Source organism: Amycolatopsis sp. A1MSW2902 (genome assembly GCF_017312175.1).
In the GTDB taxonomy this organism is placed as follows: Bacteria; Actinomycetota; Actinomycetes; order Mycobacteriales; family Pseudonocardiaceae; genus Amycolatopsis; species Amycolatopsis nivea.
Genome location: NZ_QJPO01000001.1, coordinates 6,123,547 through 6,137,283, shown reverse-complemented (window position 1 = coordinate 6,137,283; position 13,737 = coordinate 6,123,547). Strand labels below are relative to the sequence as shown.

At 70.7% G+C, this 13,737-nt stretch carries 12 protein-coding genes; 8 read left to right on the top strand and 4 right to left on the bottom strand.

The annotated features are described in order from the left end of the window. The first annotated feature begins 396 nt into the window (after nucleotides 1-396). The 6 genes from DMP23_RS28155 to DMP23_RS28130 are packed head-to-tail and all read left to right on the top strand — an operon-like array spanning nucleotide 397 to nucleotide 7,854. Complete coding sequence (locus tag DMP23_RS28155; protein WP_037815757.1) at nucleotides 397-663, top strand: hypothetical protein; 267 nt, start codon at nucleotides 397-399, stop codon at nucleotides 661-663. A 12-nt stretch (nucleotides 664-675) separates the two neighbouring features. Beyond that, the gene (locus tag DMP23_RS28150) at nucleotides 676-1,164 is read left to right on the top strand and encodes a hypothetical protein (RefSeq protein WP_037815755.1); all 489 of its coding nucleotides are present in this window, start codon (nucleotides 676-678) and stop codon (nucleotides 1,162-1,164) included. A 3-nt stretch (nucleotides 1,165-1,167) separates the two neighbouring features. Further along, entirely contained in the window at nucleotides 1,168-4,125 is a 2,958-nt protein-coding gene (locus tag DMP23_RS28145; protein WP_043834917.1) for an ATP-binding protein, read from the top strand. A gap of 46 nt (nucleotides 4,126-4,171) precedes the next feature. Beyond that, complete coding sequence (locus DMP23_RS28140) at nucleotides 4,172-6,250, top strand: magnesium transporter (protein ID WP_337823043.1); 2,079 nt, start codon at nucleotides 4,172-4,174, stop codon at nucleotides 6,248-6,250. A 3-nt stretch (nucleotides 6,251-6,253) separates the two neighbouring features. Further along, on the top strand, nucleotides 6,254-6,853 hold the full coding sequence (locus DMP23_RS28135) for a hypothetical protein (RefSeq protein WP_337823042.1): 600 nt from the start codon (nucleotides 6,254-6,256) through the stop codon (nucleotides 6,851-6,853). A gap of 2 nt (nucleotides 6,854-6,855) precedes the next feature. Continuing rightward, nucleotides 6,856-7,854, top strand: coding sequence for a C40 family peptidase (locus DMP23_RS28130; protein ID WP_337823041.1), 999 nt, complete (start codon nucleotides 6,856-6,858; stop codon nucleotides 7,852-7,854). A gap of 1,695 nt (nucleotides 7,855-9,549) precedes the next feature. Here the strand turns inward: DMP23_RS28130 and DMP23_RS28125 are convergent. Continuing rightward, a complete protein-coding gene (locus DMP23_RS28125) occupies nucleotides 9,550-9,852 on the bottom strand; it encodes a hypothetical protein (protein ID WP_337823040.1) in 303 nt (100 codons plus the stop codon). A 116-nt stretch (nucleotides 9,853-9,968) separates the two neighbouring features. Between DMP23_RS28125 and DMP23_RS28120 the strand changes: the two genes are divergently transcribed. Next, entirely contained in the window at nucleotides 9,969-10,253 is a 285-nt protein-coding gene (locus DMP23_RS28120) for a hypothetical protein (RefSeq protein WP_337823039.1), read from the top strand. Nucleotides 10,254-10,277: 24 nt separating this feature from the next. After that, nucleotides 10,278-10,475 carry a hypothetical protein gene (locus DMP23_RS28115; RefSeq protein ID WP_037815747.1) on the top strand — a complete coding sequence of 66 codons (198 nt, stop codon included), beginning with the start codon at nucleotides 10,278-10,280 and terminating at the stop codon, nucleotides 10,473-10,475. 259 nt (nucleotides 10,476-10,734) lie between these two features. Here DMP23_RS28115 and DMP23_RS28110 read toward each other — a convergent pair whose 3' ends face one another. The 3 genes from DMP23_RS28110 to DMP23_RS28100 are packed head-to-tail and all read right to left on the bottom strand — an operon-like array spanning nucleotide 10,735 to nucleotide 13,689. After that, nucleotides 10,735-11,529: a hypothetical protein gene (locus tag DMP23_RS28110; RefSeq protein ID WP_337823038.1), complete on the bottom strand. Its 795-nt coding sequence runs from the start codon at nucleotides 11,527-11,529 to the stop codon at nucleotides 10,735-10,737. Next, nucleotides 11,526-12,671, bottom strand: coding sequence for an SMI1/KNR4 family protein (locus DMP23_RS28105; protein ID WP_337823037.1), 1,146 nt, complete (start codon nucleotides 12,669-12,671; stop codon nucleotides 11,526-11,528). The genes DMP23_RS28110 and DMP23_RS28105 overlap by 4 nt, the downstream gene beginning before the upstream one ends. A 58-nt stretch (nucleotides 12,672-12,729) precedes the next feature. Further along, nucleotides 12,730-13,689 (bottom strand): ATP-binding protein, encoded by a 960-nt coding sequence (locus DMP23_RS28100; RefSeq protein ID WP_337823036.1) that lies wholly within the window; start codon nucleotides 13,687-13,689, stop codon nucleotides 12,730-12,732. Nucleotides 13,690-13,737: the final 48 nt, after the last annotated feature.

Here is a 13,737-nt window from a genome sequence, read left to right as displayed (position 1 = left end):
CCGTTATCGCATCGGAGAGTGATCAATTCCAGATTGTTTTCCAATCCGGTTGTCACTCACCGGACTCGCGGCGGAACGCCGATCGGGGCATGCCACACTGGTGCCTGCCCGACACGCCGGTCCGGGGCGCACCGAGAGTGAGCGCCGCACGTTTCGCGGAGCCGCACCGCCGGAAGACTGCGCAATCCGGGTGGCTTGGGTTATTCCGGAGCACCCTTGCCACGATGATGGAGGGCGAGGAATCCTGACCATCGGACCGCAGTACCCGCCCATTGACCACAAGTCGACATCTACGCAGCGCGCTTTGACCATTACCCCTTGTAACGCCATGATGGTGTTCGTAGCTTCGCCGAAGCCAGAACAGCGCGGCGCCCGCCGTGCACCGGGAGTATCGCGATGACCAGCATGACCGCCCTCGAGACGTTTGTGGCCGAAGGGCTCAGCACCGGCAACGTCCGGACCTGGCTGCTCGACAACATCATCCCGCTCGTGCTCCTCGCGGTGGCGCTGCTGCTGCTGTGGCTCGGCGGCGGCAAGGGCGACAACGCGGGGGTCATGCGGCGGCTCGCCGGCGTGGTCATCGCGCTCGCGATCATCGGACTCGCGGTCAGCGGCGCGGGCGTGAACGTGGGCCAGTGGATCGCCGGCCTGTTCACCGGCTGAGGCGGAGCAGGCGTGCGGATCAGGACCGATGACGAGGTGTACCGGGTCGATGCCGTCTGGCTCGGCCCGCCGAAGGCGACTTTTCCCTGGCGAGCCCGCTACGTGGCATGGCTCGTCGGCATTCCGGTCTTCCTGGTCGTGCTCACCGTGGAGCGGTGGGTCGGCTGGAGTTTCGGGTTTTTCTCCACGGCGTGGGCGTTCGTGGCCACGATCGTGATCACCAGGCTGATCACCGCCAAGATCAGCCACGAGCGCCCGCTGGGCGCGGTGATCGCGATGATGGGCCAGGAACTGCGCGCGCCGAGAGAACGGACCTCGGGCGCGGGCGGCGCGGTCAGCGCGAGCCGGGTCCGGGTGCGGGCGGAGCGCCCGCTGCCGAAGCACAAGAGAAGGCGGCAATACCAGCACCGCGACCCGCGTCGCGGTGCCGGCACGAGTGCCGGGAAACAGGGAGCACCACGAGCGCGCCGGAGCCGCCCCGCGGCTCGGGCCGGGAGGTAGTCGTTGTTCGGTCGCGGCGGAAGCCGAGGGAAGCGGGAGCAAGACGTCCCTGCCGGTGCGTGGAACACGCCCCCGCAGGGCCGTCCGCCGTCCGGCGGCAGCAAGTCCGGCGGCAAGGGCCGCAGGCTGCCCGGTGAGCAGGCGATACCGGCGTACACGCCGTCGATCGCCGCGCGCAGCATCGACGGGCATCTGCTGCGCACCGGGTACGAGGTGTACGCCTGGTACCGGCTCGCGCCGCAGCGCTGGTCGTTCCGTTCCGATTCGCAGCGCCGCGACCTGATCGCGGCCATCGCGGGCCAGTACGCCGAACTGCAGGGCCGCTGGCTGCACCTGCGCGTCACGAACCGGCCGTACCCGATCCGGATGTGGGCCGAGGCGCACGTGCACAACGCGGTCGGCAGGCCGAACGACGTGCCGGGCGCGCTGTCGTTCGACGACTACCTGATCGGCGAGCAGCAGCAGCTGATGGGCCGTTCGATGGCGGAAAAAGAGGTCTACCTCGGCGTCCAGGTGCAGACCCGGCGCATGGTGGACCGCGCGGTCGAACGCGCCGCGCCGGTGCTGCGCCGCATCCTGCCCGAGGCGGTCGACGCCGAACTGGCCGCGCTCGACTCCGAGATCGAGCACCTCGACCAGGTCATCGGCAGCGCCGGGCTGGAAGGCCGTCCGGTGCACGCCGAGGAGATGTCCTGGCTGATGCACCGCTCGTGCTCGCTCGGCCTGCCCGCGCCGCGGAACATGCCCGCGGTGCCGGGCGCGGCGTGGGAGCCCGAAGACCTCGCCAGCTTCACCGATGCGGCTGATTTCCACGCCGACCCGTACGCGCCCACGGTCACCGTGCGCGGCCGCACCGGGTCCAACGCCGGCGTGTCGCGGCATCTCGCGGTGCTCACCGTCGGCCAGATGCACGGGCTGCAGATCCCCGAGGTCGACGACCCGTGGATCCAGCACGCGGACCGGCTGCCCGCGGCGGTCGAGGTGTCCGCGCGGATCTACGTGCGGCGGCCGGAAGAGGTGTCCGGCGAACTGCAGCGGCAGATGAACAAGGTCCGCTCGCAGGTCAAGCACTACACCGACGAGCACGAGCTGGAGCCGCCGCAGTCGCTGGCCCGGCAAGCGGGCCGGGTGCTTGAGATCGACGACGAGATGACGTCGGGCTTCACCGCGCTGGCCACGCGCGTGCGGTCGTGGTGGCGCCTGGCGGTGTCCGGTCCGACCGAGCGCGACGCGCTGCGGCTGGCCCAGCAGCTGCTCGACCTGTACAAGCCGAAGATCGCCATCGAACACCCGGAAGCGCAGTACGCGATGGCCCGGGAGTTCATCCCGGGCGAGCCGCTCGCTTCCGGCGCGTACATGCGCCGCGGTTCGGTGGTGTGGACGGCTTCGGCGGTGCCCACCGCGACCGCGGAGGTCGGCGACCGGCGCGGCATCCTGCTCGGCGAAACGGTCACCGCGACGCGGCGGCCGGTGGCCTGGGACCCGTGGATGGCACAGGAAATCCGCGACGGATCGGGGCTCACCGCGATGGTCGCCGGCCTGGGCGGCGGCAAGTCGTTCCTCGGCGGTGGCATCGTCTACAAAACGCTGCGGGCCGGGGCGCACTGGACGATCCTCGACCCGTCCGGCCCGCTGTCGCGGCTGTGCGACCTGCCGGAGATCCGCCCGTACGCGCGGCCGATCAACCTGCTCAACGCCCAGCCGGGCATCCTCAACCCGTACCGGGTGGTCGCCGATCCGCTGATCGAGCACTTCATGGACGAGGAGGACCCGGAACGCTCGTGGCGGCGCGAAAAGGCGCTGGCCGGGGCGACCCGGCGGCGGCTCGTGCTCGACGTGCTCACCGGCGTGCTGCCGTACGAGGTGTCGCGGATGGCGCAGACCCGGATCGTGCTGCTGCGCGCGGTCCGCGCGGTCGGCGGCCGGTTCGACGCCGACCCGGGCCAGGTCATCGACGCGCTGCGGCGGGATTCGAGCGAGCACCACGAGCACGCGGTCGTGGTCGCGGACTTCCTGGACGAAATGCGCGAGCGGATGGCGCTGCTGATCCCGGAAACCGACGCGGACCCGTACTCCGAGACCCGCGACGACCGGATGACCGTGCTGACCATGGCGGGGCTGACCCTGCCGAAGGACGGCGTGCCGCGCGAGTACTGGACCGACGCCGAATCGCTCGGCGTGGAAATGCTGAACCTCGCGGCCTGGCTGACCCAGCGGTCGGTGTACGAGAAGCCGAAGGAACTGCGCAAGGGCGTCTGGATCGACGAGGCGTTCTTCCTGTCCGAGGTGCCGACCGGGCGCGTGCTGATGAACCGGTTCGCGCGCGACTCGCGGAAGTGGAACGTCCGGGTGCTGCTGTCGTCGCAGATCCCGGCGGACTTCCTGAAGATCCAGGGTTTCGTGGCGCTGCTGGACTCGGTGTTCGTCGGTCGCCTCGACGACGACGACGCCCAGGCCGACGCGCTGCGGCTGCTGAAGGTGCCGGTCGGCGTGGGCTACGAGCAGGTCGTCGCCGCGCTCGGCCGCCGCCCCGGCGCCCAGCGCGGGCTCGAACGCGACATGGAGCCCCGGCAGTTCATCTTCGGCGACGGCGCCGGCGGCGTGGAACGCATCCGCGTCGACTTCTCCGGCCCGCATCTCGACCCGTTGCGCGCGGTCATGGACACCACCCCGGGTTCGCCCGACGCGCGCAGCAAACCCGGCAGCGAACTCGTGGTACCGCACGAGGACGAGGCCAAGCCGTACGTCCCCGCCCCACCGGAGGACGACGAGCTGGAACACGACTTCGAACTCCAAGCGGAACTCGAGGTCGGTCTCGCCGACGAGCAGCTGCTGGGCTCGCCGGACCCGCTCGCGTCCGAGACCGGCGAGGTGGAGGGTGCAGTGCGCAACGGACGGCAGGAGGACCGGCACGCCCGCGCCGGCGGCAAGGGCGGCGGAACCGGCAGGGATGCCGCATGACCCCCGGTGATCCGGGCCGGCCCGCGCCGGCCGTGAGGAGGCCTGCGTGAACACCGTCTTCACGCTGGCGTTCGTCCTCGCGTTCGCCGCCGGCTGGCACGCGCTCCGCAAACGCGTCAAGGAAGGCCCCAAGCCGGGCGGCCGCCGCCCCAGCAGGCGCGCGTCACTGCTGGCGGTGGTGGCGGTGATCGGGCTGCAGACGGTGCTGTTCGCCCCGTCGGCCAACGCGGCGGCTTGCGGGGAATCACCGAACCCGGAGCGTCCGGGGGCGGGCATGGTCGGCGCGCTCGATCCGCCGGAGGGACACGGCGAGCCGCAAAGCGCCTACATCGACTACAGCTACGCGGGCATGGTCTGGAACACCTACCAGACCAACTGCACCGCGCTTTCCGCCATCGCGTCCCCCAGTTCGACCATCGACACCTGGGCCGGGAACCAGCTGTTCAACGTCGGCAAGAACATCGTCGGCGCCACGAACTCGCTGCACTACACCGTCCTCGAGGGCGGGCTGCTGAACCCGATCTACAACGCGGTCAAATCGGGTGCGGAAAAGGTCTACAACAACATCTACACGCAGCTGTTCGGCCTGGTCGCGCTGATCTTGTCGATCATGTTGTTCCGCAACATCTGGCGCGGCGACCTCGCCGGGGTCAGCAAGCGGGCGCTCTACGCGATGGCCGGGGTCTGGCTGGCGGCGTCTTCGCTGGCGATGCTGCGATATTTCGATCCGATCGACAAAGCGATCGTCCAGACCACCACCAACATCCAAGCGGGATTCGTCGATTCGTCGCAGGACCGGATCGTGCGCGACATCCTGCCCACGGACCTGCACAACCAGGTCGTCTACGACAACTGGCTGCGCGGCGAGTTCGGCTCGCCCACCGCTCCGCAGGCCCAGCAATACGGCAGGCCGCTGCTGGACGCGCAGGCGTTCACCCGCGACCAGCTGGTGAACGGCGACGACGGCAAGCAGAACGTCGTCGACGCCAAGAAGGCCGCCTTCAAGGACATCTCCACCAAACTCGGCCCCGCCACCGGCTACTTCACCGGCGAGGCGGGCGGCCGCACCGGCGCCGGGTTCCTCGCGCTGGGCCAGAGCCTCGTCTACTCGCTCTTCCAGCTGCTGGCCAAGGCGTCCGTGCTGCTCGCGCAGGTGCTGATCCGCCTGTTCGCGCTCACCGCGCCGCTGATCGGCCTGGTCGCGCTGCTGAACCCGGAGATCCTGCGCCGCGTGCTCAAGGTCGCCGGCGGCATCGCGTTCAACCTGGTCGTGCTGTCGGTGCTGGCCGGCGTGCACGCGCTGCTGCTGCAGGCGATCTTCGCCGCGGGCGACGGGCTCAACCTGCTCACCAAGATGGTCCTCGCCGGGCTCATCACGGTGCTGCTGTTCCTCGTCGGGCGCCCGGTGCGGCGGCTGTGGCAGATGGTCGAGATGTCGGTGAGCATGGTCGGCGGCGCGGTGCCGTCGCCGGGCGGCGGGCTGTTCTCCCGGTTCCGCCGGAAGAACGAGCCGACGCCGCAGGACCAGTTCTGGCAGAACGTCCGCGACACCGACGACGTCGTGGACGGCGAGCAGCGCGGCCCGATCGGCGCGACCGTCGGCGGCGGCCGGTACCGGCCCGAGGCGGCGGTTTTCGCCAGCTCGCAGCGGCTCGACAACGGCTCCCGGGCGGCCCGTCCCGCCGCGGCCTGGTCCGGTGCTCCGTGGCCGGGCGCGGTCGGTCCCGCGCAGTCCGCCGCGGGCGCGTTGCCCTCGGGTGGCGGAGGCGGTGCGCCGGCGTTCGGCCAGTACCACCCGGTCGCCGGTGCGCCCGGCGACTACGTGATGGCGGGCGCGCGGTGGCCGGTCAAGGAAAGCCGCCAGGTCGACACGTCCCCGGTCGCCGACCGGCGGTGGAGCGACGAACCGGAACCGGTGGTCGTCCCGTCGCGGATGAGCGCGCCGGATCGCGGCTACTCGGCTCCGGCGCCGGACCAGCCGGGCTTCACCGTGCCGACGCAGGGCATCCGGGCGCAGCCGCGCCGGGTGGATCCGGAGGTCGTGGCCGGGAAACCGGTGTTCGTGCTGTACCGCCCGTCGCGCGGCATCGAGGTCCGCGACACCGACCAGGTCATGGGGCGGTGACCGATGCCGATCCGCACCAACCGCGGCCGGACCGCCGTCTACCGCCGCCTGTGGGGGTTCCCGCTCCGCTCGCCCCGGCATCTCGTGGGCACGCTGGTGTTCCTCGCCGTGGTGATCACCGCGCTGGGCGTCGGCCTGCCCAAACTCCTGGGCAAACCGGCGTCCGCGCATCCGGGAACGGCTCCGCCGAACTCGTCGGCCGGGCCGCACACCGGCGTCGCGGCCCCGGTGCCGAGCACGGAAACCCTGCCGACCCGGCTGTCGCAGCCGCTGGTCACCCCGTCGTCGGCGGTGCCGAACCCGCAGGCGCTGAGCATTGCTAAGCAGTGGGCGACGGCGTGGGTGCACCATCCGGCGGGCATCTCGAACGCCGACTGGCTCAACGGGATGCGCGCGCTCACCACCGACGAGTACCTCCCGATTATGTCCACTGTGGACCCCGCGAACATCCCGGCGACCAAGGTCACCGGCGATCCGACGGTCGCGCAGTCCTACTCCAGTTCGGTCAAGGTCGTGGTCCCCACCGACGGTCCGAAACTCAGCATCACCGTGGTCAAAACCGCGGCGGGATGGCGAGTGTCGGACTATGACCAGGCGAGCTGACCGTGAAGCTGGCCATTCTCGTCTCGGTGGTGATCGCCGCCGTTTTCGCCACGGTGCTCACCACCAACGTCGTGCAGAAGGCGGTGACCGACCAGCAGCAGGCGGCGGCCGGCGGGGTCGCGCTGACCTCGTGCGACGCCGCGATCGGCCCCAGCCAGCCCGGCCAGCCGGAGCAGGGCGGGGCGGACGCCGCGGAACTCGACCAGGAGTCGCGCAACACGGTTTCGCTGATCATCTCGATCGGCAAGCAGCGCAGCCTCGCGCCGCGGGCGTGGCAGGTCGCGATCCAGGCCGGGATGACCGAATCGCGGCTGCACAACGTGAACTACGGCGACCGCGATTCGCTCGGCATCTTCCAGATGCGCCCGTCGATGAACTGGGGCAGCGCCGCCCAGGTCACCGACCCGAACTACGCGATCAACAAATTCTTCGACGTCCTGCTCGGCGTCCCGGACTGGGAAAACCTGCGCCCCGGCGACGCCGCGCAGCGGGTCGAGCGGTCCGGCTTCCCGGACCGGTACCACCGCTGGGAGGCCATGGCGGCCGCGCTGGTGCAGAACATGGGCCAGATCGCCGACGTGGTGGGCTGCGGGCAGGGCATGGGAGCCGCGCTGCCGCCGAGCCAGGCCGCGGCGCAGGCGATCAAGTTCGCGCTCGGCGAGCAGGGCAAGCCTTACATCTGGGGCGCGACCGGCCCGGATTCGTATGACTGTTCCGGCCTGATGCTGCGCGCCTACGAGTCGGCGGGCGTGATCCTGCCGCGCGTGTCGAAGGACCAGTACAAGGCGGGCGCGATGCTGCCGGTGCGCGACGCGCAGCCCGGCGACCTGATTTTCCTCGCCACCGACCCGGCCGACCCGACGACCATCCACCACGTCGCGATGTACCTGGGAGACGGCAAGATCGTCGAGGCCCAGCAGACCGGCGTGCCGGTGCACGTGCGCCCGTTCTCGTTCGACGAGCACGAAGTCGTGCCGCAGGCGGTGCGCCCCGGCGTCTAGCATGGGTGCGGGAGGCACCGGCTCTTGACCCGCGGGTTGCCCAGTACCGCGGGTCCGGATTCACCCCGAAGTCGCGGCCTGTCCACGAGCACGTGGCCGCGCGCTGGCAGAGGATGGCACACGTGGCACGGAAATTCGGCAAGCGAGGCAAGGCCGGCCAAAGCGAGCCCCAGGACCCGGCGGCGCTGTTCGGCGCACCGCAGCCGCCGCGCCAGTCCGCGCACCCCGCGTCCAGCACCCCGTTGGCGGACCTGCTGAACCAGGGAATGCCCGGCGTCGACGGCGGGTACGTCGTCCTGCCGCGTTCCCTGGCCGAGGGCATGTCGCTCCCGTGGCAACAGCAGATGGCGGCTTTGCTGGCCCAGTTCCACGCCGAACACGCACGGTTGTCGTGGCCGGTGTACCGGGTGGTCCCGTCCCGCTACGAGCGCTTGGTGGATCTCGACGAGGAGCAGCTCGCGGAGGCGGGCTACCTGGTGGAGATGGACGCCGAGGGCGAGATGGTCTACCGGGAACGGAGCGGCCGGAAGGTCCAGGACCCCGATCGGACGACGGTGCTGGTGTCCTGCCTGGACCCGATCCCGCGCCCGGCTGCCGCTGGCCCGGTGCCTTCAGGCGAGGCGCCCCCGGTAGGCCCGCTGGCCGCGGCGGTACCGATGAACATCGGACCGGCCCCGGTTTGGCGCTCGTCGGCACCTCAGGGGCCGGTGGGGGATGAATCGCCGACTAAGTCCGCTCCGGCAGGGGCTGTACGCCCTTCAGACGCTCATGGGGGTTCGGCCCCGGTTCCTGCCGCGGCGGAACAGGCCGTTCCGCCCGCTGAGCGGGTCACGGAAGCTGCTGGTCCGGAGACGGTTGCTGCGGACGAGACATCCCAGCCCAGCCCTGCTGCCGAGGCCGCCGCTCCGCCTGCCGCCCCGGCTTCGCCTGCTGCTCCGCCGGTGCCGCCGCCCGACACCAGCGTGCCGTCCTCGATGCCGCCACCCGCGCAACCTGCGGTCAATCCGCAGTTGCAGGCGAGGCAGGCGTGGCAGCCGAAGCCGTACGTGCACGAGCCACGTCAGCCTGCCCGCCCGGCGGAACCGTTGCCGCAGCAGGGGAATCCGGTGGTTCCGCCACACGGTCGACATGAGGCCGCTCCCGGGTGGCATGGACAGAACCCGGCGGTACAGCAAAGTCAGATTCCGCAGCCCGGGGCGCAGCAGTATGGCGCGGGTTCGCCCCCCGCACCCGCGACCCCGCCGATGCCTGCGCCGCAACCCCCGGCCCAGCCAGCTGCGCAACAGCCGGTTACTCCGCCCACGTCCGGTGGGTCGCAACCGGCTTCGCAGCAGCCGCCTACGGCCACACCTAACACGGAGTCGGTGAACCCGCCCGCAGCTAGTGCTGCGCAACCGGTTCCGCCCGCGATGCAGCAGCCTGCTCCTCCCGCGCCCAGCGCGGAGTCGACGAATCCGCCTGCGCCTGGTGCGTCGCAACCGGTTCCGCCCGCGAGCGATCCGGTTCCTGCCGCACCCGGCGCGGAGTCGGCGACCCCGCCCGCGCCTACTGCACCGCAGCAGCCGCCGACAGCTCCTGTCGCGCCCAGCGCGGAGGCAGCGACTCCGCCCGCGCCTGGTGCCTCGCAACCGACTTCGCCTGCGAGCGATCCGGCTCCTGCTCCACCCAGCGCTAACTCGGCGACCCCGCCCGCGCCTACTGCACCGCAGCAGCCGCCGACGGCTCCTGCCGCACCCGGCTCCGAATCGGCAAACTCGCCCGCTTCTGCTGCACCGCCACCGGTGGAGCACCAGCCTGCTCCCGCCGTGCCCGGCGCGGAGTCGGCGAACTCGCCCGCGTCTGCTGCACCGCCACCGCACCAGCCGCCGACAGCTCCTCCCGTGCCCAGCGCGGAGTCAGCGAATCCGTCCGCGCCTGCTGCACCGCAGCAGCCCCCGACTGCTCCTCCCGCACCCGCGGAGTCGGCGAACCCGCCTGCCCCTTCCGCACCGCAACCACCTGGGAATCCTCCTGCCCAGCCGCCGCAAGCACCTTCCGCCTCGGGTGCTCCGTTCCAGCTTCCGCAGCCCAGCGGTCGCCGTCGGGCGGTTGAGACTGGGCCGGACGGGCGGCCCTTGCCTGTCTTCCCTGGGCAGGAGACCGGCACCTCCACGCCGCCGCCGGTGCGGCCGTATCGGGATGAGTTGCCGGTGTTTCCGGGCAAGGAGTCGGCCGTACCGCCGGTTCCGGATTACGGTGCTTCCTCCCCGGCGGACGACGCCGCGATCCCGCCTCGCGGCATTCCGGTCGGGGATCCTCGCGGGTGGTTCGACGAGCATCCCGACCACGAGGACGACGGTCCGGCCGACTTCGGGCCCACCGGGCAGCCCACGGAGGTTCCGTTCCGCTGGCGCAAGTGAGCGGGCAGATGTCAGGCTGAACCCATGTCTGACGACCCGAACCCGGACCAGGGCTGGTACTACAACACCCGCACCCACGAAGTCGAGCACCTGGAACGCAGCCGCGGAGTCGACCTCCTCGGCCCGTACCCGGACGAGGCCACGGCCCGCCGTGCGCTCGACATCGCCCGCGAACGCACCCGGCAAGCCGACGCGGCGGACCGGTCTTGGGATGGCGACTGACTGGGCTGGTCAGGCGGGGTAAAGCGGTTTGGTGCGCGGCTGCCGCCATAGGTGCGGCAGGCAGTCGGAGTCCGCGATGTGGAAGCGGCTAATGCACCCGGCAAGCCGACGCCGACCGTGCCTGGGTGGCGGCTGACCGGGCGGTCAGTCGGAGTAGAACGGTTGCCCCCACAGTTGCAGCAGGCAGCCGGAGGCCGCAGTGCGGATGCGGCTAACGCACCCGGCAAGCCGACGCCGCCGACCGTGACTGACTGGGCGGTCAGGCAGGGTAGCGCGGTTTAGTTCGCGGCTGCCCCCACAACTGCAGCAGACAGCCGGAATCCGCGGTGTGGAAGCGGAGCCGGTAGTCGCCGTGTCCGGCGGGCAGCGGCGGCAACTCCCGTTCCTGTCCGGCCAGTTCGCGCAGGACGACGTGGCCGGAATGAAAGCGGCAGCTCAGCTCCGCGATCCGGGCATAGGACCGGTCGGGGCCCGGATCCGCGGGGCAGAGCACCACGGTCAACGGGAGTTCGCCGTCGTGGATCGGGGGCCAGAAGAGTGCCGCGCCGGGGACCGCGTCGATCAGGTTTGCGGATTCGGCGGACGGCGGTACCGGCAGGATGTCGCCGAGCGAACGGCCTCGGTCTAGCAGCATGAACTGCCCTGCCCGGACGCGCAGGAGAAAATCGAGGCGCGTGGTCGCGGGCCGGTACGGGGCGAAGTCCTCGGGGATGCCGTCGGGGAAACCGTTCGAGGCAAGGAATTCAATGAACTGGGCGTCGGTCACCTGCCGGGTGCGCTCGGCGAGGCCGGGGACGTCTCCTGGCTCCGGCCGTTCGTATCTGCTGACGACCGCGATCTGGCCGGGGCCTTCGGGCAAGGGGCCTTGCCATTGGCTTATCGACACGGTCCCGCAGGTTCGGCAGGCGTCCCGCCTGATGCAGATGGTCCGGCCGGACGCGTCGGTCTGGGTTTCGGTCGCTTCCAGGGCGAAGTCGGGGAAGTCGTGCGGGCTGCCGCAGGCGCGCAGGATGTGTTCCATCGCGACGTCTTCCCGGGTCGGGACAGGTCTCATCGGTCACCTCGCGGTCGGGTCAGCAGGGCGCGGCCGCGCTCGGGGGTGAGTGTCGAGGCCAGCGCCGGGTCGGCGAGCAGCGCGACCGGGGCGATGTGGTCGGCGTTTCGCGGCCGCCAGTGCTCCATCGCCGCCCGCACGGCCCGCCACAAGGCGTCCGCGTCGCCTGCATGGTCGTCCAGGGCCTTCCTGACCAGCTGATCGAACGCTGGCTCGCCGAAGTTCGGGCCGTCCCGCCGAAGCCGGGCTTGGCCCTCGCCGATGGCGAGCTGGATCTCCGGGCGTTCGCCGATCATCGCCGTCTGCAGTACCGAGTGGCGGTAGTTCGTCGCGGACCGAGCGTGCTCGGCGAACAGCCACGGCAGGAATTCCTCGGTGAACAGCGGATCGGCGAAAAAGCCTTCTGGCGCCTGATGCAGCAGCCTGCTGAACGACTGGCTGGCCTGATACTCCCGGCCGAGAAGCAGGTCTAACTGGACGAGCAGGATCGTGGCCCGGTCGCGGCCGAATTCCTCGGCCTGAGCGAGAACCGCCGAGGCAGCGTCGGCATCGCCGGCGAGCGCGTCGAGCCTGGCCTGTTCGACCTTGGCGTCCCACGAGTCGCGAGTTTCGCCTTCCGGACGGCGCATCTGGTGGAACTCGGCGTACAGGCTCTCCATCAACGCGGTGAACGACGCGAACCGGGTGGGCGGTTCAGCCATCCAGGAGAACAAGCTGTACGCCGCCCACTCGCCGGACTCGTCGACGTCGCCCGGGTCGAGGAACAGGATCCCGGCGTCGGCCTCGAGCGAGATCAGCAGTCCCCGGCTGAACTTGTTGCTCTCGGCCGGTTCCTCCTCGGAGAGTTCTTCCCAGCCCTCCCAGTACGGCTCGATGTCCCGCAGCCAGCCGAGAGTGGCGGTGTCCCGCATGCGCCAGACGAACGATCCGGCGTCGCGCCAGCCGTCTGTCGTCAGCAGGAAATCCCGGTAGGACGGCGGCAGCGGCAGACCCAATCGTGCCTCTGCCGCCGCGACCGCCTCCTCGCTCGCCGGGGCGAAGCCGAGCCATCGATCGCGCAGCACCTGCGGGTCGAGATCGGCGGGCTCGGAGCTCTGGATCCACTCCGCGCTCCACCGGGACAGCCAGGGTTTCCAGTCCATGCGCGGCATTATGGCGGCGCGGCTCCGGCCCCGGTGGCGGATTCGGCGAGGTGTGCGGTTACCCCATCACCAAGGCCGGATCCAGTACGAATTCCGGATCCACCTGCTCCGCCAGATCCGTTCCCGCGCGTCCGTTCCCCCAGGCCTGCGCGTTCCGCAGGTGGAACTCCACGCCCTGGCGCTGGTACCGGGCCCAGTCGCGCGGCGTCGTGTCCACCAGGTCCTGCATCGCGGCCAGCGTCGCCAGGTTGCGCGGTTCCAGTTCGCCGATCGGCCGGGTCGTGCCGCGTTCGGCGGCCCGGACGTGGCCGGACGTCGTCATCCAGCCCAGCAGTGCCGAACCCAGCTGCTCGGTCAGGAAGTCGACGTCGTCGCCGTCGGTGACCTTGTTCCCGATCGCGACCAGGTGAACCCCGAAGTCCCGCGCGTGATCCGCGTACTGACGGTAAACACCAACGCTGCGCAGGGTCGGTTCGCACACCAGGAACGTCACGTCGAAGCGCGTGAACAGACCCGAGGCGAACGCGTCGGCACCCGCGGTCATGTCCATCACGACGTACTCGTCCGTGTCGTCGACCAGGTGGTTCAGCAGCAGTTCGGCCGCGCCGACCTTCGAGTGGTAGCAGGCCACGCCGAGGTCGTCCTCGTCGAACTGGCCGGTGACGCCCAGCCGGACGCCGCCGAGCGGGCGGAAGCAGGCGTCGAAGATCGGGTTGTCCTCGAACGGCCGCACGAGCCGCGAGCCGCGGCCGGGCGGGGTGGTTTTGATCATCGCGTCGGCCGACGGGATCCGCGGGTTGTCGCCGCGCAGGTACTCCTTGATCAGCGGCATGTTGTCGCCGAGCGTCGGCCACGCCAGCGCCTGCTCCTCGGTCGCGCCGAGGGCGACCGCCAGGTGCTGGTTGATGTCGGCGTCGATCGCCAGCACCGGTTTGCCCGCAGCGGCCACATAAGAGACGAACAGCGACGAGAGCGTGGTTTTCCCGCTGCCGCCCTTGCCGACGAACGCGATCTTCACCGATCCGGCCCCTTCTGAAAATGAAGACGATTATCAATGCCAGGCAGG

What these genes read in the sequence shown, in the direction of transcription:
- DMP23_RS28155 (WP_037815757.1), top strand. Translation starts at nt 397, where the DNA reads ATGACCAGCATGACCGCCCTCGAGACGTTTGTGGCCGAAGGGCTCAGC.
- DMP23_RS28115 (WP_037815747.1), top strand. Translation starts at nt 10,278, where the DNA reads ATGTCTGACGACCCGAACCCGGACCAGGGCTGGTACTACAACACCCGC.
- DMP23_RS28105 (WP_337823037.1), bottom strand. Translation starts at nt 12,671, where the DNA reads ATGGACTGGAAACCCTGGCTGTCCCGGTGGAGCGCGGAGTGGATCCAG.
- DMP23_RS28135 (WP_337823042.1), top strand. Translation starts at nt 6,254, where the DNA reads ATGCCGATCCGCACCAACCGCGGCCGGACCGCCGTCTACCGCCGCCTG.
- DMP23_RS28110 (WP_337823038.1), bottom strand. Translation starts at nt 11,529, where the DNA reads ATGAGACCTGTCCCGACCCGGGAAGACGTCGCGATGGAACACATCCTG.